This is a genomic window from Pectobacterium aroidearum (assembly GCF_015689195.1).
Lineage (GTDB): Bacteria > Pseudomonadota > Gammaproteobacteria > Enterobacterales > Enterobacteriaceae > Pectobacterium > Pectobacterium aroidearum.
Map to the genome: position 1 here is coordinate 3355243 of NZ_CP065044.1, position 18853 is coordinate 3374095.

An 18853-nucleotide genomic window follows, 5' to 3' on the forward strand; every position below is an offset into this window, starting at 1 on the left:
CGACTCCCCCTAGACTGGCGCGATGCACTATTGTGAAAAAATGGGTTTATCATGTTAATCGGTGTTTTATTTGCGCTAGCCGCCGGCCTCATGTGGGGGTTGATTTTCGTTGGGCCGTTGATCGTACCGGACTATTCTGCTGCCTTGCAGTCCACCGGACGCTATCTGGCCTTTGGACTGATTGCCTTACCGCTGGCGTGGCTCGATCGCCGTCGTCTGCGTCAGTTAACCCGTCGCGACTGGCTGGAAGCCACGAAACTCACGGTTATCGGTAATCTGCTGTACTACTTCCTGCTCGCCAGCGCCATCCAGCGTACTGGCGCGCCGATCTCGACGATGATTATCGGCACCCTTCCCGTGGTGATTTCCGTTACCGCCAATGTGTTGTACAGCAAGCACGATGGCCGCGTGGCTTGGCGTCGGCTGCTGCCTTCGCTGCTGCTGATTGCGGCCGGTCTGGTCTGCGTCAACATTGCGGAACTGAAAGGAACGACCGTTGAATTCGATTTATGGCGCTATGCCAGCGGCATTGCGATGGCATTTTGCGCGGTCATTTGCTGGACCTGGTATCCGCTGCGCAACGCCCGCTGGCTCCGCGACCACAAAGATAATACGCCGACCACCTGGGCCACGGCACAAGGGCTGGTCACGCTACCGCTGGCTCTGCTGGGCTATCTGCTGGTATGCGGCCATCTGGCGCTAACGGACAGTACCTTTACGCAGCCGTTCGGCCCGCGACCTGAAGTTTTTATTCCGCTGATGATTGCGATTGGGCTGTTTTGCTCATGGATCGGTACGCTGTGCTGGAATGAAGCCAGCCAGCGCCTGCCGACAGTGCTGGTAGGGCCATTGATTGTGTTTGAAACGCTGGCGGGGCTGGCCTACGCCTTCATCATCCGGCAATCCTGGCCACCGCTGCTGACGCTTTGCGGCATCAGCTGTCTGATTGTCGGTGTGATCTACGCCATGCGGGTGAAACCGGAACCTGTGGTGGTCGCCGTCCCGGTGCCGGTTTCACGGACAGAGTAAACGCACGCCTGACATGCTGTGAAAATAGCCGGCCTTTATGTCCGGCTTGCCAGCTTCTGGAACAGCGCGGTCAGTTGTGCTTCATCTCTCGCCCCCTGATGCTGATCGGTCACCTTGCCATTGGCATCAATGATAAATGAGGTCGGCGTGCCGCTGACCTGATAACGCTCTTTGGTAATGCCCAACTGATCGCGCACCACCGGATAGGTCACGTTATGGTGCGCCAGCATTGACGTGATATCCACGCCGTCAGGATCGGTGTTCACCGCGACCACCACCACTTTATCGCCATACTCCTGACTCAGCTTCTCCAGCGCGCCCATTTCCACCATGCAGCCGCCGCAGCCCGATGACCAGAAATTCAGGTACACGCTTTTCCCCTGCCAGCGCGACAAATCCACCTGCTGGCCGGCTAAATCGTAGGCCGCCAGTGCTGGTGCCTGCGCCCCAACGCTCACCTGTTCTTCCTTACAGCCGCTCAGCGCGACAACGCCTAGTAGGCAAAGCGCGGTAATTCCGTTACGCCATTTCATGATGATTGACCTCTTCACCAAAATACTTACCGTGTTGCAGACGGATAATGCGGTCAGCAAACCGCCCCAGCTCAGGATTGTGTGTCACCATGACAATGGTACGTCCCTGCCGGTGCAGATCTTTCAGCAGATCCAGCACGCGTTGTTCGTTCTCTTCGTCCAGATTTCCCGTTGGTTCATCGGCGAAAATCACAGGAGGCTCGTTCACCAACGCACGGGCGATACACACACGCTGCTGTTCACCACCGGAAAGCTGGCTCGGTAAGTGATTCACGCGATGCGCCAAACCAACCTGATCCAGCACGCGCTGCGCCGCCGCTTCATCGACTACGCTGTGGTAATGCTGCGCCAGCATTACGTTCTCCAGCGCGGTCAAAAACGGAATCAGGTGGAACTGCTGAAAGACCAACCCAATCTTATCAGCACGAAACTGACGCCGTCCTTCCTCGTCCAGCGCAGCCGCGTCGACACCATCCAGCAATACCTGTCCTTCGCTCACCGTATCCAGACAGGTGAGAATATTCATCAGCGTGGTTTTACCCGAGCCAGACGCGCCCATGATGGCGACAAATTCGCCGCGCGCGATGCGGATATTGATGTTCTCCAGCGCGGTAACCTGACCAAAGCGTTTATAGAGCTGGCGAGTTTCAATCACCGCCTCCGCTGCCTGTGCCTTTTCCTGCACATTCACCTCTACAGACATCGAGCTACTCTCCTTTCAAGACTTTGGCCGGTTCGACATAAATCGCCCGCCGGGTGGGAACCACCGCCGCTACCGCAGCAACCAGCAACGATAGCCCCAGCGTGAGCGGGAACACCGGTAAACGCAGCGAGATTGTTGCGTTGAAGACGGCCATCCCCAGCACCTGTGCCAGCAGATAACCCAGCAGCGAACCACACACCACGGCCGCCAGCGCGATAATGCCGGTTTCCGCCAGCATCTGCCGAATAATGTCTCGTCCGCTCGCGCCCAACGCTTTCTGTAGTGCAAACTCGCGCGCGCGTTCCCCGACAATAGCCATCAGCGTGGTGTTGACACACAGTGAAGACAGCACGAGGATCACCGCCGATACCAGTCCCATCAGCCCTTTGATTTTATTCAGCACCTGGCCTTCCGACGCCGATACTTTCAGGATCGGGCGGATCTCCAATTGCGGATACTGCTGCTGGAGTTGGGCGGCGAAGCGATCGACCTGTCCCAGATCGTTGCTGACGCTCAGCAGCGCATTACTGATCGCGCCTTCTTTATCCAGCCACTTCTGCGCCAGCTCCAGATTGACGATCAGCATGTTGTCCGTCGCATCGCCGGATTCTACGATGCCTTTGATCTGTAACCGCTGTTTCCCGCCGTCGCCCACCAGCGTGATGCTGTCGCCGACGTTAACGTTCAGCCGCTGCGCCAGTTTCACCCCGATCATCGCATTACGATCGTCGAAGCTCACACCAATCCAGTTACCCGTGACCTGCCAGTACGGCGCCAGTTGTCGCAGCGACTCGAACCACACGCCCATCAGCACCACTTTTTCCAGCTCCGTACGCGCCATGCCGTACAGATAAGGGCTGGATGCATTGATCAAGCCAGCTGGCGCGTTGTCGATAATCGGCTGAAACGTACTCTGTGGGATCGTATTGCCCCGCGCCGGGCCGATATAAAAATTCGCGCCGAAGGTACGCAGCTCCTGGCTCATCTTGGCGTTGATATCGAAATAGACGGCAGACATCGCCGTCACAATCGCTGCCCCGACCATCAGCGCCGCGAACACCACGCTGACGCGTTGCATACGTAACCGCAGCGCGCGGAACACCAGCCGCCAAAACATGCTGTTCATCCAGCTATTAGCGCCCATACAGCACCTCCACCGGATACAGCCCAGCAATCCGGCGCGCCGGGAACCACGTTCCGATGATGGCAATTAACACCGAGATCACCAATACGCAGGGAATCACGATCCACGCGAAACTCAGCGGTACGCCGAACAGCATCAGGCCAATGGCTTTCGCCAATCCCCAGCCTGCGACGCAGCCCGCGATCCCACCGGCCAGCCCGCTCAGTGCCGCTTCGAGATAAAACAGCAGCATGATCTGCCACTGGCGAGCACCCAGCGCTTTCATCAGCCCAATCTCTTTGGCACGTTCCATAATCGTGCTGGTCATCAGCGAGGCAATTCCCATTGCAGAAGCGACCAGTGCGGCGAAGGTCACTACCGCCAGAAGCAGTTGGATCTTGTCGATCACCACGCCTTCCGAGGCGGCTACCTGCCAGATGGGGCGCACCACCGAGCCAGAAATGGCTTCTTCCAACTGGTGCGCAATCGAAGAGACATACGCGGTGCAGTACCAGAGGTCATATTCTTCGGCATTCAGTGCTTCCAGATTTTCCCGCGCCCGCCGCGACAGTTCGTTTTCCGGCACGGTTAGCGCCGACACACGAATCGCCTGAATTTTACCGGCCAGCCCCAGCAGCGATTGCACCGTTGCCAGCGGCATGACCAAACGGGTTTCTTCATCACCCCCGCTGCTCAGTATGCCGCTCACTTCTACCGTTGCGTCCCCTTTTGCACCGTGCAGCGCGAGTTTATCCCCGACTTTCCAGCCCGTTTGTGCCGCCAGCTGTTTTCCCACTAGCGTCTGCGCCACATTTTCCACCGTCACCGGCTCCCGCGGCCACTGTCCTGCCACCTGCCAGTAAGGGCTAACGGTCATTTGTCCCGTGCGGTAGTCCTCTTCGTCCGGCACGGCGACAGGCTGAGAAAAGAAGGTGCCCAGCACCGCAACCGGCTGTCCGTTGATCTCAACATCACCGCTCAACAACGGCGCAAAACCGACAATGTTATTGCGCCAGAAGATATCTTTGATATTCGGCAACTCGGCTTCGTCGAGGAAGTCTTGCCCTTCCAGCGGATTACTGCGTTCGCCAAACAACGCAGGCAGCGCCGCTTGCCCCGCGGGCTCAATCAGAATATTCGCGCCGTAGGACTTCAGTTCGCGAGCCATTTTGTCGCCGATGTCGATGGATACCGCCAGCAGCGCGGAGATCAACCCCGCCGCCAAAAATACGGTCAGCACCGCCAGCGATTTACGCCGAATATTTCTGCGCCAGGACTGACGTAACAGTCGCCACAGCATGATTATTCCCCCTCAGCCTGCTCGCCAGTTGCCGCTGCTTTGGCTGTGGCAAATTTCGCGGGACTTTCGCGGAAGCGGTTATAGTTGGCCTCCGACGAGAAGAAGTACGTTTTACCGCCGTAGCGATATTTATGCTCCGCGTTCACGTTGGTCAGTTTTGAACCATCAACCGGATCGATGACGTCCATCGATACCACCGTAGAGAAGTAGTTCGTGCCTGCCGCCAGTGACGCGCGCCCAATCACCAGTTCATTATCGTCGTTGCTCCACCCTTCAATCGGCACCGGATTACAGCCGCCCGCCTTACCGATAGAAGGAATGAAAATATGCACCCCGCAGGCAACACAAATGACCTGATTACCTTCCATCACATAGCCCTGATCGCCACACAGCAGGCAAGCATCAAACACCACCCCCAAGCGCAGGCGATCGGGATAGCGGTTAATGATGAAAAAGCGCACGGCTTTGCCGTCATCGGCAATCCACACGAAGCGATGCAGCTTGCCATCACGTACCTGTTCAATCGGAATATGTACTTTGCCATCCGCCGCCAGCGTCACCGGCTGTGCTTCCGACAGACGAGGCGGCTGTGACGCAACCTTGTCCCAATAGAGCTGAGCCAACACCACCACCAACAGCGCCGTGACCGTCGCCAGCAGCGTGCGGCGTACTGTGCGATAACTGGCCGTCGCCTTACGCTTTTCAATCGCTTCATGCTCAGCCTGCATCTGACGGCGCGCATGCAGCAGCGGCCAGACCAGCCCCACGGCCAACGCCGCCATGAACAATGCACTGAGGTAATTTAATAAATACGCGCTGTTGGTAACGTGCGCCACGTAGCTCAGGCGCGGCTTGGTGAGCCCCAGCACCTGTAATTTCATCAACAACAGCAGTAAATTACCGCTGATCGGTAGCAGTAGCAGTGCGACTAACAGCGCAAGAAGCGGCCAACGCAGTAAACGAATGCGGCGCACAATCATGCCGCACAGTGCGGCACAGAACACCAGCCAGCCAAATGCCAGCACCACGGCGCTGAAATTCAGCAGCAGATCGGTATTCACCACATGGGTGGTCGTCAGCGCGGTCAAATTGGGATCGTTGCCCCAATGCACCGCCGAACCTGCAACCAGAAGCGCCTGCCACAGATAGCCAAGACGCAGGTGGGAAAAACACTGGCAGATCAGAAACAGGATCAAGGCAAGCGCCTGAAGCGCCGTAAACCCCAGCAAAAACGCCTGCCCGTTAGGAAAATGCACGCCAATAAACGTACCGGCGAATAGCGCCAGCAGTGTGATCCAGCTCAGCGGCCCGATCGTCGGCGTAGAACGATGGCTCCAGTTCAGCCCCAGCAATAGCGCTATCGGCAGGAAGGATTGAAGTGTCGTGATAAAGAAATAACTCATATATCCCCGTCACCTTTCAAGTTACAGGTGCGTCGGTTGAGTGTGATGTCTGGTGGCACCCGTGCCCTAACCGAAAAATCACCGCCTCTGCGGGCTGCAATAACATCCCCGCAGAGGCGTGAACATGACCGCGATAGAATATCGCGGACAGAAGACCTTATTCTAAACCGACGTATTTGAAGTCAAAGCTGACATCAAACGGTTTCCACCAGCGACCGACGCCCGTTTCACCATCGGTGTGACGGTGCATACCGGCTTTTGATGGTGGATCGATGTGATAAGTCACTTTGTAGTTGCCCACGCCCATCATTTTGATGTTCGCGCCGTAGTGTGGGCCATCGCTGGCAACCATCGGCATGAAGGTACCTTCCTGCTTGGCACCGGTATCGGTGTTGGTCAGGGTATAAGCGATAGTCAGGAACGGCATCCACTCACCGGCACCGAAGCCGTTTTTGTTGCCTTCAGCTGCGTGAATATCGGCCTCCAGATGGATATCCGCTTTCGCAGCAGGCAAGCCCATTCCACGCGGTTCCATATCGATAGGCTGCAGATAAACAGCAGCAATTTCCATTTCGTTCATGGAAACCGGCTCACCTGCTGGATATTCTTTAAACGCCAGCGCGGCAGGCGCGGTGAAAATACCGGCAATAACGGCACCCGCGATCAGACTTTTTTGCATATTCATCAAACCCATCCTCATCTCAGTCGTCCCTACTCACTTAATTCGCTAAGCGATTGGGATTGTTATGGTTATTTTCTGCTCTTATTGCTTTCAGTATTACATTACCGTCGGATGCTTTCTTTATCAGACGGCAGACGCTCTACGTTGCATCACCCACAGGGCGATTAACGCCGCGACAACCAGTACACCCTGTGGAATCAGTGTTTCCACATAAGGATAAATGCCCAGCCAGCTGATCTCCGGTACGCCGGTCAACAGCGTCGGCTCAAATAGTTTTCCTTCGATCAGTTCCAACACGCCCTTACCCGCAAACACAAACGCCATCAGGTACATAAAGCAGCCGGTAAACATAAAGAACGGCTTCAGCGGCAGTTTGACGATGGTGTAACGCATCAGGAGATAAGCGATAAACAGAATCACACAGCCGATGGCAAACCCGGCCAGAATAGAGAGGTGCCCTGCCATATTGCTGGCATCGCCGACCAGCGCGTAATAGAACAGTACGGTTTCCGCCCCTTCGCGGTACACCGCCAGAAAGCTGGTCAGCCACAGGCCGACCATGGAACCGCTGCTCAGCGAATGGGACAGCTTGCCTTCCAGATAGGCCTTCCAGTGTCGCGCCTCAACTTTGGACAACAGCCAGTAGCTCATGAAGAACAGCATCACCACGGCGATCAGCATCGTAATGCCTTCCAGCAACTCACGGCTGGCACCGGAATTGGTGAACACAAGCTGGAAGATAACGGCGGTAATCACACTACACAGCAGCGCGACATAAACCGACTGGCGAATCAGCGGCAGTTTGTCCTGCTGATTGTTTTTCACCAGATAGGTCACGATCGCCGCCACAATCAGCAAGGCTTCCAGTCCTTCGCGCACAATAATCAGCAAACTGTAGATCAACAGACTCCAATGCGTTTCATCACCGTCGCCCAGCATGGTGACCGCCTTCGCCAGTTCCTGCTGCAACGCATCGGCCTGCCCTTGCAGTTGCTCAACTGGCTGCCTGGCATTCATCAGGCTTACCAGACGAGTGAAATACCCCTCCAGCGTAGATTTGAACGCCGCATCACGAGAACCAATTTTGTTCTCCATGCCGGTGGCTTCAAACAGATCGAAATAGGTGTCCTGCACCGCCATGATGGCGGGTTTGATCTGACCCTGACGGTACTGCGCAATGGCGGCAGCAATGGCCTGATTTATATCATCAGAAATTTTCGCCCAGTTGGCATCCGGTACGGCATCCGTATCGGCGTTTGCGGCAGGCGTTGCCGTCGCCTGCTGGCTGTCGCGCGTAGTCGGCAATCCCGGTAAGACATCTTCGATGTCCTGTAACAGCGTAGTCACCCGATAGGCGACATCCGTCAGTTGATCGGGTTGACCAGCTAGCGTAATCAGTGCGGAGAATTGTTGATTAATGGAAGCGGCCTGCTGCGCCGAGCGATTCTGCCTGACCGACATCTCCATTTCAGAGTTTTTAAACCCCTGATAGTGCGCCTGCTGCACGCTCTGGCTAGCTTTTTTGTAATCACCGGCCTGATATTCAGTCACGGCCTGCGCGAGCTGGTCATCGATGATTTTAAAACTCTGCTGCCAGTACGGTGCGATGTCGGTGTTGTCATAGGCACCGTGCTGCTCCTGCGCAACCAGCTTGTGCCCTTCCGACAGCACGGGCAGCACGGCATCCAGCTCGCCTTTCAGCCATGAAATCTTTGCCTGTACCTCGGCCTGCGGCTTTCCTTCGCCAATCATGCGGCGAATTTCACCGAATGTGGCTTCCAGTTGATAGCTTTTTTGTGCGGAAATGTTGATGCGGATAGGACCTTCGAGGTTTTCAAACACCTCGAAATAGGCCATCTGAACTTCGGTGCGGGCATCATCCGGCTTGTGCTGCTCATAGAGCTGCGCCGTTTTATCCAGCCGGGTTTCGATATCCTGAATAAATGAAGCGTAATCGGTCGCGGCAACTGCCGCTGAACAACTAAACAGCCAACACAACAACAGAAGCGTTTTTTGCCAGATAGACATAAGCGAGTGATGAAGCACAAATGATATTTATTCTTATTATCACTTTGAAGTCACGATCTGTCTTGATTTACGTCACGAAAATATCAGCAATAAAGACTTTAGTTTGTAACAAATGATTTCAACACTGCCTTGATGCCAAAAAAACCATCACCTTCTCATAATCCCAGAATAATACGGTTTTTTTGATCGCAAAAACCGCAAAACACTCCATAAAAAATAAAGCAATAAATATGCCAAAAACAGTAAAAAACCACCTTCCCGCTAGAGACGCCTATCTCAAAATGGCATTTCTTTACACTAACAAAGTCAAGTTTACAGAGAGAAATGCCATTTTCCCTCTGTAATCCAAAGCATTACATGCGTCACGAGTCGCGCTTTTCACCACCCTGTTCGGGCGATTAACCATAGCATTCAAATAAACCTGGCATTCGGGCGATAACCAGAGACCAACAGAACCCGACGGCGTCTTTCCGCCTGGTTCATCGCCAGTCTCATGGCTTATCTCGTCCTCAGCATCTGCCCGAGCGGCCACGCTCTGTCACGCATGTAACCCGCAGCGGATCAAAATTTTTCCCATCCTTCACCATTGCGGCCATGTGCAGACAGCAGCGGCGTGGTGCTCTGTCCGACAGCGCGATGAACAGGGGCGGCGACCGCTGGACGGGAAAAAGACGTCGCTGGATCGCAATCTGAATCCAGATCGAACACATCCACCACAGCAGACAGCTCGCTGGTTTGTTCATCCAGGCGGGCGGCCGCGGCGGCCGACTGCATCACCAACGACGCATTCTGCTGCGTGACGCTGTCCATTTCGTGCACTGCCTGGCTAATCTGCGTAATACCGCGTGTTTGTTCATCCGTTGCTGCGGCAATTTCACCAATCAGATCGTTAAAATGCGAAATGGAAGAAATAATTGCCGTCATCGCTTCACCGGACTGCCGAACCTGCCCTGCCCCGGTTTCAACCCGCGAAACCGATTCCGCAATCAGCGCTTCAATCTCTTTCGCCGCCTGCGCACTACGCTGCGCCAGTGTACGCACTTCACCGGCCACCACGGCAAAACCTCGCCCTTGCTCCCCCGCACGCGCGGCTTCCACCGCCGCATTCAGCGCCAGAATATTGGTCTGGAAAGCGATGCTGTTAATCACAGAGGTAATATCGGAGATTTGTCGGGAACTAGCGCTAATGTCATCCATCGTCGCCATCACGTTGGTGCTGATCGTTCCGCCTTTTTGCGCCATATCCGCCGCATCCTTAGCCAGCTTACGCGCTTGGTGTACGTGATCGGTGGTTTGCCGTACCGTGGAGCTAATCTCTTCCATACTGGCAGCCGTTTGCTGCAATGCTGCGGCCTGCTGCTCCGTGCGACTGGAAAGATCATCGTTGCCATCCTTAATGCTCGATGTCCCGTTATTGATTTCCGTCGTGCTCTGCCGGATCACGGTCACCGTATCGCGCAAACTTTTCTGCAACCGCTTGATGTCGGGAATTAATCGTCCCGCACAGTTCCTGCCGAACTCCGCCAGTTCACAGCCTAAGCGGCCCGCCGTGAGTTGCGCCAGATGGGATTTAAGCACTGAAATCGGAATAACCAGATAGTTCCTCAAATAGTATTCCGTGAAAATCAACACGATGAGACCAATAACCATCACGGCAATCATCGCGTTACGGTTTTGGGTGTTGTGTTCATTCACGCTTGGAATCAATGAGGAGGCGGTAATGCCGTCCGAATAGCGTTTGATGTCTTCACCAAATGCAAGGCTAATGGACGGATACACGGAGCGAAATATCTGCCGAAACCCTTCGTAATCATTACGTTGTAGCGCCGCGTTCATCGGATCGATCGCAGTAGCAATGAGCGTGCTCCACGTCTTGCTTACCGCATCAACCGTTGCGGGCTCGACGCCAACGTGCTCTGCCGTTTGGAATTTCTCCAGAGAATCTTTGGTATTTTTTAGCGCAATCTGTGCCATGTCCAACGTCTGTTTGGCGTTTTCTGGCTCGTTACGCTGCAAATAATCCATCGTTCTTTCCATACGAGTTACGGCCCGAAAATATTGATCGGCTCCATAGACCAGATGGGAATACGTTTTTCGCTGAGTCTCACTTTTATCAAGCAGATTGGTGACCTGATAAAGCGAGTAAAGACTAAATCCTGATGCCACTCCCCACGCTACTAGCAGGGAAGCCACTATGACCAGCACCATTATTTTTATGCTGACATTTTTTAGAAATTCCATAATGCACTCCGCGACGTTAACAAATATTTCCCGCCCGCACGCTCTGTCGGAAAAGTATTTACTTTTTACTCATGATGGTGCCGCCCGTTGTACCGCGCCCTTATCCCACGCGATCGAACAGACGTTCTGGAATTCCCTGATTAATGACCCAGTAGATGGGAAATTATGCTAAAAACCAAAAAATACAACTCGTTATCTTCCTTGAGATACCCGTCTCCATCGTTTTAAACAGCCGATAGCCATCACAACCACAGCCAAAGCGGTGGCATGTAGAGTTAATATCGTCCAAAACAGTATAGGCATTAACGGATAAAGAGGATGAATACGCTGTCACCTTATTTTCCAGACGAATGTCCTATAGAAAAAGGTCGCCGCACTCAACGCATTAGGCTGGTTTGTCATCGCACCGAGCATGACCACGATCAGTAAATTAATTTTCTTTATCGGTGATTATCGAAGGTTAGATGACTGCATCAACAGCCAGCGATAAGAATGCAGTTCTTACGATCCAAAACTCAGCTTTGGAGAATAATCATGCAGAAAGTGCTTACCGTCTGCCCGTATTGCGGGTCGGGCTGCAAAATTAACCTGCTGGTAGAGAACGGCAAAGTGGTTGGTGCAGAAGGGGCAAACGGCATCACCAACGAAGGTGAGCTGTGCCTGAAAGGCTATTACGGCTGGGATTTTCTTAATGACACGAAAATTCTGACGCCGCGTTTAAAGCAGCCGCTGATCCGACGTCAGAAAGGCGCCCCCTTTGAAGCCGTATCCTGGGAGGAGGCTATCGGCTTCGCCAGCTCCCGACTAAAGGCTATTAAAGAGAAGTACGGTGCCGAGTCGATTATGCACACGGGATCGTCACGCGGCCCCGGCAATGAAACGAACTACGTGATGCAGAAATTCGCCCGGGCGGTCACTGGAAATAATAACGTCGACTGCTGCGCCCGACTCTGCCACGGCCCTTCGGTCGCCGGGCTACAGGTTACGCTGGGCAATGGCGCAATGAGTAATTCCATCTGCGAAATTGAAAAAACCGACTGCATCCTGATTTTTGGCTATAACGCCGCGGACTCACACCCCATCGTGGCACGTCGGATCCTGAAAGCCAAAGCACGCGGGGCAAAAATCATCGTGTGCGATCCGCGCCATATTGAAACTGCCCGCATCGCCGATCTGTGGCTGCCGCTGAAAAATGGCTCCAACATGGCGCTGGTCAACGCTTTCGCCAACGTACTGATTAACGAAGGCCACTACGATAAGGCTTATGTCGCTCGTCATACCGAAGGCTTCGAGGAATTCACCCAGACCGTTGCGAAATACACGCCAGAATATGTTGCCGACATCACCGGCCTGTCGCCGAAAGTGATTCGGGACGCGATGCGCATGTATGCCGCCGCGCCATCTGCCACCATTCTCTGGGGAATGGGCGTGACCCAATGGGGGCAAGGTGTTGATGTGGTCAAAGGACTCTCCGGTCTGGCGCTGCTGACCGGCAATCTGGGACGTCCGAACGTCGGCGTCGGGCCAGTGCGTGGGCAAAACAATGTACAAGGCGCCTGCGATATGGGCGCGCTGCCCAATATGTTCCCCGGTTATCAAAAAGTCACGGATAAGGCGGTGCTGGCGAAATTTGCTGATGCCTGGGGCGTGCCTGAACTCTCTGACAAAGTAGGTTACTCGCTGACCGATCTCCCGCACAAAATACAGGAAGGGAAAATCAGGGCCAATTATGTAATGGGTGAAGATCCGCTGCAAACCGAGCCGGACCTGTCGATGCTGCGCGATGCCTTTAACGAACTGGAATTGCTGATCGTGCAGGACATCTTCATGACCAAGACCGCCGCGATTGCCGATGTGATTTTACCTGCAACCTCCTGGGGCGAGCACGAAGGGGTCTATACCGCGGCCGACCGGGGATTCCAGCGCTTTTATAAGGCTGTCGAGCCACAGGGCGATGTGAAACCCGACTGGGAAATCATCAGCCTGATGGCAACGGCGCTCGGCTATCCAATGCACTATCGCAACACGCAGGAGATCTGGGATGAACTGCGAGCACTCTGCCCTCTGTATTACGGCGCGACCTACGAGAAAATGGCGGGACTGGGCTATGTGCCCTGGCCATGCCCGACGGAAGACAGCCCCGGAACGCCGTGGCTGTATGCCGGCAACCGCTTCGATCGTCCCGGAGGGAAAGCCCTGCTGTTGACGGCCGAATGGCGACCGCCGATGGAGTTGGTGGACGAAGATTATCCGCTGGTATTGTGCACCGTGCGCGAAGTCGGCCACTATTCCTGCCGCTCCATGACAGGCAACTGCACGGCATTACAAACGCTGGCGGATGAACCCGGCTATGTGCAGGTTAGCCCATACGACGCCGAACGTTTAGGCATCCGCGATCAACAGTTGGCCTGGATCTCATCGCGACGCGGCAAGGTTATCTCTCGCGTTGCCGTCAGCGAGCGCATCAACAAAGGTGCCGTGTATATGACCTACCAATGGTGGATCGGCGCCTGTAATGAACTGACGTTAGATCACCTCGATCCGGTCTCTAAGACGCCGGAATACAAACACTGCGCCGTTAAACTGGAGGCGATTGACGACCAGCAAGCAGCGGAGAACTACGTACAGCAGGAATACAGCCAGTTGAAAGATCGGCTGCGTACTACCGCAGAAAACGTCAATTAATCTCCTTTGCCTAAGCCGCCTAGCACAAGCCGTGGCGGCTTAGGAAATACACAGAGCCCAAAAAACATATGTGATTCAGAAAATATCCGCTGGTTTAGACAACGTTTAACTCTTCTCTCCGATAATACCTTTCTTCACTTTCTCGTCTTGTAAATATTTATTAACGAAAGCGGGTGAATTTCCGTTAATCGGTAATAAATCTCTACACAGCTATTAATTTTTTACAACGCTGTTTATCTTTTAAAATTATTTTAGTCATCATCTCCCTTCTCTCCGCCACATTGTTTTTATTCTAATTTAGCGCAATTTGCGTTTCATTTTACAATGATTTAATTTGTTTTTAACAAAAAGAGCCCCCTACCAGTCGTAGCGTGCAAGTCGCTTAACATCATGCCAAACAATCGGTTAGATGCCAGCCGGCGGGGATAAAAGGAATATTATTATTGCTCGCATAGAGGTCGTATATGTTACCGATTACCTTATCTCTTCCTCATTACCTGTCATTTATTATTCGTCTCGACCCCGGAAGCTAACTTCCTCCTTTTATCTGTATTTCCTCTGAACGTCGCTGACATCGGGAAATACCTTAACACTCTCCCTTTTGATATGCGGTTATAAAAACCGTACGGCTTTTTGCACCCAAAACCCGCCGCAGAGAAAGGCTGCAAGTTATTCGAAAAATAATAAAAACAGGAGATTCACTGTGCTCACTATTCTCGGTTTCTCTATGGTCATCTGCTTTATGTACCTGATCATGACCAAGCGAATGTCTGCGCTTATCGCGCTGATTCTTGTCCCTACGCTGTTTGCGCTGGCGGCAGGTTTCTATCAGGGTCTGGGAGCGATGATGCTGGACGGCATCAAAACGCTGGCGCCAACGGGCGTTATGCTGACGTTCTCTATTCTCTACTTCGGCATCATGATCGACGCAGGATTATTCGATCCGCTGGTACGCTTCATTCTCCGCCTGGTTAAAGGCGACCCGCTGAAGGTGTTGGTCGGCACCGCCGTATTAACCTTCAATTACGGCGTCTCGTAGAATATCGACAAGGCAGCCCGGTCTTCAATCCCAAGCGGTTGGAACAAATTGCCGAGCATTTGGACATTCTTGATTGCCTACAACGAGGAGAACGCGAAACGGCGGCAGAGCGGATGAAGAAGCATCTGGAAAAAGCCTGCCACGATAAAGTCAGCACTGAGCTTTTCCGCTGAAATAATCAACAGCGAGGTCTAAAATCATCGGTAACATATGTTTAAAAAATAAAAAACACCATTTTAAACATCCTAAACGCCTAAATAGTTACAAATAGAAACACATAGAGCAATAATTAGACTTTACATCAACAACACAAAAATGAAACATAGATAAAAAAAATAAAAGTCACGATTTAAATAATTAAAAAATTAATTTATTCACAAAATAACCTGTATATAAAGTTTTCGTTAATTGTTCTTTTATTTTTACTTAATCTTTAAGTAATTCACCATATGTTTTATTGATGTGCAGCCACGTATCATTAGCAACACTAATTCAACACCTTACCCTACCCGTTATGACCAACGAAAAAATCACTTAACCCACTGTTTAATAATTAATTAATAAAAATCGCTCGTTGTATACGATCTGCGCACCACATCCCCATTTATCATTATAAGCGACATGGATATGCATTTTTCGCATGACAAAGATCACAATTACATAACAATCCGCAGAAAAAAAATGTAAAAAGCAAGAATCGTTGTAATATCGGCGGGCAGACACAACACCCCAATAACAGGTTCGGGTGAGGAATTGGTGTATTCAGGGAAATCACCAACCATCACGCGGCAATAATATTGTGTTGTCTGAATCAATTCATCAACATGAGGTTTATATGCAAAGGCAGAAGTTACTTGTACAGATAGTCTTGGCTATCGTCCTGGGAATATTAATCGGCTGGGCTTGCCACCAATATCTTGATGGCAGTCGAGCAAAAGAAGTCGCATCCTATTTCAACATGGTGACCGATATCTTCCTGCGCCTGATTAAAATGATCATCGCGCCACTGGTCTTCGCTACGCTGGTTTCCGGCCTGGCAAGCATGGGAGGAAATTCTTCTGCCGTTGGTCGTATCGGTATGAAAGCGATGATCTGGTTTGTCAGCGCATCGTTCATCTCTCTGCTTATCGGTATGCTCTTCGCTAACCTGTTCCAACCTGGCGCAGGCATGAATCTCGAAATCCCCGTTCAGCATGTTGCGACTGGCCTGAATACGGACGGATTTACGCTTAAGAGCTTCATCAGCCATATCTTCCCGAAAAGTATCGTAGAAGCGATGGCGAACAACGAGATCCTGCAAATTCTGGTGTTCTCTCTGTTCTTCGGCTCCGCGCTTGCCTATGTTAAAGGCAAAAACAAGCACGCAACGACGATCATTTCCATGATCGAAGAGCTGACCAAAGTGATGTTCCGCGTGACTGACTACGTAATGGCGCTGGCTCCTATTGCTGTCTTTGCCGCAATCGCTTCCGCGATTACCACGCAAGGTCTGGGGCTGCTTTACGACTTCGGTAAACTGATCGGTGAGTTCTACCTCGGCTTGGCCGTGCTGTGGGGCGTTCTGTTCCTGGTTGGCTACCTGTTCCTGGGCAAAGCTATCGTTACGCTGGCGAAGCTGATTCGTGAACCTACCATGCTGGCTTTCGCCACCGCGAGCAGTGAATCCGCTTATCCAAAAACAATGGAAGCACTGACCAAATTCGGCGTGCCGAAAAAAGTCACCAGCTTTGTATTGCCTCTTGGTTACTCGTTCAACCTCGACGGTTCCATGATGTACCAATCCTTTGCGATTCTGTTTATCGCACAGGCTTATAACATCGATCTGAGCATTACCCAGCAAATCCTGATCCTGCTGACGCTGATGATCACCAGTAAAGGGATGGCGGGCGTCGCGCGTGCTTCCATCGTCGTGGTTGCCGCAACGCTGCCGATGTTCAGCCTGCCGGAAGCCGGTATCCTGCTGATTATCGGTATTGACCAGTTCCTGGATATGGGCCGTACCGCAACGAACGTCATCGGTAACAGTATCTCTACCGCCGTTGTGGCCAGTATGGAAAAAGACATCCACGATGATGATGAGGAAACAGAGGTGGCTGACGAAGTCGTCGCCTATAAAGAACCTCAGCAGGCCACGCAAAATAGCTAATGCTAAATGAGTGAATGTCTGATCATAGCGGCCTGCGGGCCGCTATTTTTTTTATCTCTCGTCGCACTATCGCGACGTTTATAGTCCAGAGGTCGATGACAGCCCTTTCATATAACGCCAGAACTTCTCAGAAGCCACATTCAGTCGTGCATCAAGGCGATACAGGTAAACGCCCATGCGGATCACCGCATTTTCCATACTCAGGATCGTCAGCTCTTTATTTTTCAGCTCTTCCTGAATGGAATAGTCCGGCAGCCAGGCAATGCCATAACCTTTTTTCGTCATGCGTTTGAGCAAGTCGCTCATCGAAGAGACGAAGTTGACCGTAAACTTATCGCTATCAACGCTGGATAAATAACGGCTAACCTGACGCCCCATGTAGCTGGTTTCGGTATAGTTGAGTAACGGCACCGATGAAGCGCTCACATCAAACAGCGGCTTCCCTGCACTATCACACGCACAGACCGGATAAAGCCGGGATTCCAGTATCTTCTCGTGCATAAAGGGCTCACCCATCAGATCCTCATTGTAGAATGAGAAAATGAAGTCGCTGCGCCCTTCTTTGAGATTCAGTACCGCTTCATCCACATCGATTGATTCCACATAGAAGATTTTTTCCTGCGGATCCGGCACGTCTTTTAACAGCTCTGGCATGATGAAGACCGACAGCGAATGCGCCGCTGCGATGGTGATCTTATTTTTGTAATTATCTCCACCGTGCAGCTTGTTGAGCTGATATTCCAGATCGTCCAGCGTATTACGGATATAGGCGTGAAACACGCGGCCCTGTTCGGTCAATTGCAGCGGCAACGCGCTACGGTCGAAAATGTCAAACCCAACCGCCGCTTCCAGCGCCTGAATACGCCGACTAAATGAGGATTGAGAGATATTCCGCTTCTCCGCCGCCAGCGTAAAACTCCGGTGCTCTTCCAGCATGATAAAGTCATAGAGCCACTTGGTTTCGATATTGTTCAGCATCACCCCTCACTCAAAACGCGCAGCGTCATATTTTCGTTCCCTATGCCAACGTTCTATATCTGCCAACGGCCGACATCGCCAATAAAGATGCTCCCCACTATACACCGTTAAAATCAATAAAAGCATAGGGATGCCAATAGTTATGCAAATCCCACATAGGAGATGGGAATTTAGCAATTCACATTGCCAAGCAGTATGCGATTATCCTTTTAATTTCATAATGCTACAGGGTAAACAGCATGAACAGTCTCGTGGGAATTCTTGGTGGTATGGGGCCGGGTGCTACCGTCGATGCGATGCAAAAACTGATCAAAAACACGCCAGCGTATCGGGATCAAGACCATATTCCCATGATTGCGGTGTCTATTCCTGATATCCCTGATAGAACAAAATGCATCCTTCAGCACAGCGCGTCGCCGCTGGAGAAAATGCTGCAATATATGAAAATTCTCGAAAATGCAGGCGCTGAGTGCATCATTATCCCGTGTAATACCGCGCACTATTGGTTTAATGAATTAAAACAGCAGTGCCGTGCGGAAATGATCAGCATTATTGATGTGACCTGCCAGGCGATTAAACATGCCAACACCACACGCGTCGGTCTGTTAGCGACGACAGCGACGGTCAAAGCGAGAATTTATCAGGACAACCTGATTACCGATAATATTGAGTGCTTCACGCCGAATGATGCTGACCAACACCAGGTAATGGAAAGTATCTACGCGTATAAATCCGGTGATATTGCTGGTGCCTATCGCATGCTGTCCCCCGTAAAAGATCGCCTGTTACACGCTGGCGTCGAGAAAATTATTCTGGGTTGCACCGAGCTTCCTCTGATTCTGGAGCAGGAAGTCAAAACGTCACCGCAGCATTATGTCGATGCGACGGAAGAGTTAATAAAGAAAACGGTCGAGTGGTATTTTACCCACAGCCCGAGAAATAATATTGCCGCCTAACGTGCGA

14 protein-coding genes and 1 pseudogene are annotated in these 18853 nt (G+C 52.2%); 6 read left to right on the forward strand and 9 right to left on the reverse strand.

Annotation, left to right across the window (positions count from 1 at the left end; genetic code table 11):
* Positions 1 to 51 precede the first annotated feature (51 nt).
* Entirely contained in the window at positions 52 to 1029 is a 978-nt protein-coding gene (locus I2D83_RS15035; RefSeq protein ID WP_180777183.1) for a DMT family transporter, read from the forward strand.
* 35 nt (positions 1030 to 1064) lie between these two features.
* Here I2D83_RS15035 and I2D83_RS15040 read toward each other — a convergent pair whose 3' ends face one another.
* The 8 genes from I2D83_RS15040 to I2D83_RS15075 form a co-directional block, all read right to left on the reverse strand.
* Positions 1065 to 1562 (reverse strand): TlpA family protein disulfide reductase, encoded by a 498-nt coding sequence (locus I2D83_RS15040; RefSeq protein WP_181844458.1) that lies wholly within the window; start codon positions 1560 to 1562, stop codon positions 1065 to 1067.
* Complete coding sequence (locus I2D83_RS15045; protein ID WP_015839662.1) at positions 1549 to 2265, reverse strand: ABC transporter ATP-binding protein; 717 nt, start codon at positions 2263 to 2265, stop codon at positions 1549 to 1551. The genes I2D83_RS15040 and I2D83_RS15045 overlap by 14 nt, the downstream gene beginning before the upstream one ends.
* A 4-nt stretch (positions 2266 to 2269) precedes the next feature.
* Positions 2270 to 3409: an ABC transporter permease gene (locus I2D83_RS15050; RefSeq protein WP_309545873.1), complete on the reverse strand. Its 1140-nt coding sequence runs from the start codon at positions 3407 to 3409 to the stop codon at positions 2270 to 2272.
* Positions 3399 to 4688: an ABC transporter permease gene (locus tag I2D83_RS15055; RefSeq protein WP_181829493.1), complete on the reverse strand. Its 1290-nt coding sequence runs from the start codon at positions 4686 to 4688 to the stop codon at positions 3399 to 3401. Before I2D83_RS15055 ends, I2D83_RS15050 begins: the two co-directional genes overlap by 11 nt.
* A gap of 2 nt (positions 4689 to 4690) precedes the next feature.
* Positions 4691 to 6091 carry a Fe-S-containing protein gene (locus tag I2D83_RS15060; RefSeq protein WP_205946833.1) on the reverse strand — a complete coding sequence of 467 codons (1401 nt, stop codon included), beginning with the start codon at positions 6089 to 6091 and terminating at the stop codon, positions 4691 to 4693.
* A 157-nt stretch (positions 6092 to 6248) separates the two neighbouring features.
* Entirely contained in the window at positions 6249 to 6776 is a 528-nt protein-coding gene (locus tag I2D83_RS15065) for an iron transporter (RefSeq protein ID WP_010285198.1), read from the reverse strand.
* A 120-nt stretch (positions 6777 to 6896) separates the two neighbouring features.
* Positions 6897 to 8801: an FTR1 family iron permease gene (locus tag I2D83_RS15070; protein ID WP_205946834.1), complete on the reverse strand. Its 1905-nt coding sequence runs from the start codon at positions 8799 to 8801 to the stop codon at positions 6897 to 6899.
* 561 nt (positions 8802 to 9362) lie between these two features.
* Positions 9363 to 11042: a methyl-accepting chemotaxis protein gene (locus tag I2D83_RS15075; RefSeq protein ID WP_181844462.1), complete on the reverse strand. Its 1680-nt coding sequence runs from the start codon at positions 11040 to 11042 to the stop codon at positions 9363 to 9365.
* Between the two features lie 534 nt (positions 11043 to 11576).
* Here I2D83_RS15075 and fdhF point away from each other — a divergent pair.
* From fdhF to I2D83_RS15095, 4 genes and pseudogenes are all read left to right on the forward strand, one after another.
* Positions 11577 to 13727: a formate dehydrogenase subunit alpha gene (fdhF, locus tag I2D83_RS15080; protein ID WP_205946835.1), complete on the forward strand. Its 2151-nt coding sequence runs from the start codon at positions 11577 to 11579 to the stop codon at positions 13725 to 13727.
* Between the two features lie 703 nt (positions 13728 to 14430).
* A pseudogene (locus I2D83_RS15085) lies at positions 14431 to 14745 on the forward strand (SLC13 family permease); the annotation flags it as partial.
* Positions 14739 to 14939, forward strand: a complete 201-nt coding sequence (locus I2D83_RS15090; protein ID WP_241007317.1) for an FCD domain-containing protein — start codon at positions 14739 to 14741, stop codon at positions 14937 to 14939. The pseudogene I2D83_RS15085 and the gene I2D83_RS15090, both read left to right, overlap by 7 nt.
* 662 nt (positions 14940 to 15601) lie before the next feature.
* Positions 15602 to 16912 carry a dicarboxylate/amino acid:cation symporter gene (locus I2D83_RS15095; RefSeq protein ID WP_015839653.1) on the forward strand — a complete coding sequence of 437 codons (1311 nt, stop codon included), beginning with the start codon at positions 15602 to 15604 and terminating at the stop codon, positions 16910 to 16912.
* 78 nt (positions 16913 to 16990) lie between these two features.
* Here the strand turns inward: I2D83_RS15095 and hypT are convergent, their stop codons facing one another.
* The gene (hypT, locus tag I2D83_RS15100; RefSeq protein ID WP_048259433.1) at positions 16991 to 17890 is read right to left on the reverse strand and encodes a hypochlorite stress DNA-binding transcriptional regulator HypT; all 900 of its coding nucleotides are present in this window, start codon (positions 17888 to 17890) and stop codon (positions 16991 to 16993) included.
* A gap of 239 nt (positions 17891 to 18129) precedes the next feature.
* Between hypT and cuyB the strand changes: the two genes are divergently transcribed.
* The gene (gene cuyB, locus I2D83_RS15105) at positions 18130 to 18846 is read left to right on the forward strand and encodes a cysteate racemase (RefSeq protein WP_015839651.1); all 717 of its coding nucleotides are present in this window, start codon (positions 18130 to 18132) and stop codon (positions 18844 to 18846) included.
* Positions 18847 to 18853 lie beyond the last annotated feature (7 nt).

Excerpts from the sequence above, each read along its gene's own strand:
- fdhF (WP_205946835.1), top strand. The coding sequence starts at position 11,577 with ATGCAGAAAGTGCTTACCGTCTGCCCGTATTGCGGGTCGGGCTGCAAA.
- I2D83_RS15055 (WP_181829493.1), bottom strand. The coding sequence starts at position 4,688 with ATGCTGTGGCGACTGTTACGTCAGTCCTGGCGCAGAAATATTCGGCGT.
- I2D83_RS15070 (WP_205946834.1), bottom strand. The coding sequence starts at position 8,801 with ATGTCTATCTGGCAAAAAACGCTTCTGTTGTTGTGTTGGCTGTTTAGT.
- I2D83_RS15075 (WP_181844462.1), bottom strand. The coding sequence starts at position 11,042 with ATGGAATTTCTAAAAAATGTCAGCATAAAAATAATGGTGCTGGTCATA.
- I2D83_RS15060 (WP_205946833.1), bottom strand. The coding sequence starts at position 6,091 with ATGAGTTATTTCTTTATCACGACACTTCAATCCTTCCTGCCGATAGCG.
- I2D83_RS15050 (WP_309545873.1), bottom strand. The coding sequence starts at position 3,409 with ATGGGCGCTAATAGCTGGATGAACAGCATGTTTTGGCGGCTGGTGTTC.
- I2D83_RS15065 (WP_010285198.1), bottom strand. The coding sequence starts at position 6,776 with ATGAATATGCAAAAAAGTCTGATCGCGGGTGCCGTTATTGCCGGTATT.
- I2D83_RS15045 (WP_015839662.1), bottom strand. The coding sequence starts at position 2,265 with ATGTCTGTAGAGGTGAATGTGCAGGAAAAGGCACAGGCAGCGGAGGCG.
- cuyB (WP_015839651.1), top strand. The coding sequence starts at position 18,130 with ATGAACAGTCTCGTGGGAATTCTTGGTGGTATGGGGCCGGGTGCTACC.
- hypT (WP_048259433.1), bottom strand. The coding sequence starts at position 17,890 with ATGCTGAACAATATCGAAACCAAGTGGCTCTATGACTTTATCATGCTG.
- I2D83_RS15040 (WP_181844458.1), bottom strand. The coding sequence starts at position 1,562 with ATGAAATGGCGTAACGGAATTACCGCGCTTTGCCTACTAGGCGTTGTC.
- I2D83_RS15035 (WP_180777183.1), top strand. The coding sequence starts at position 52 with ATGTTAATCGGTGTTTTATTTGCGCTAGCCGCCGGCCTCATGTGGGGG.
- I2D83_RS15095 (WP_015839653.1), top strand. The coding sequence starts at position 15,602 with ATGCAAAGGCAGAAGTTACTTGTACAGATAGTCTTGGCTATCGTCCTG.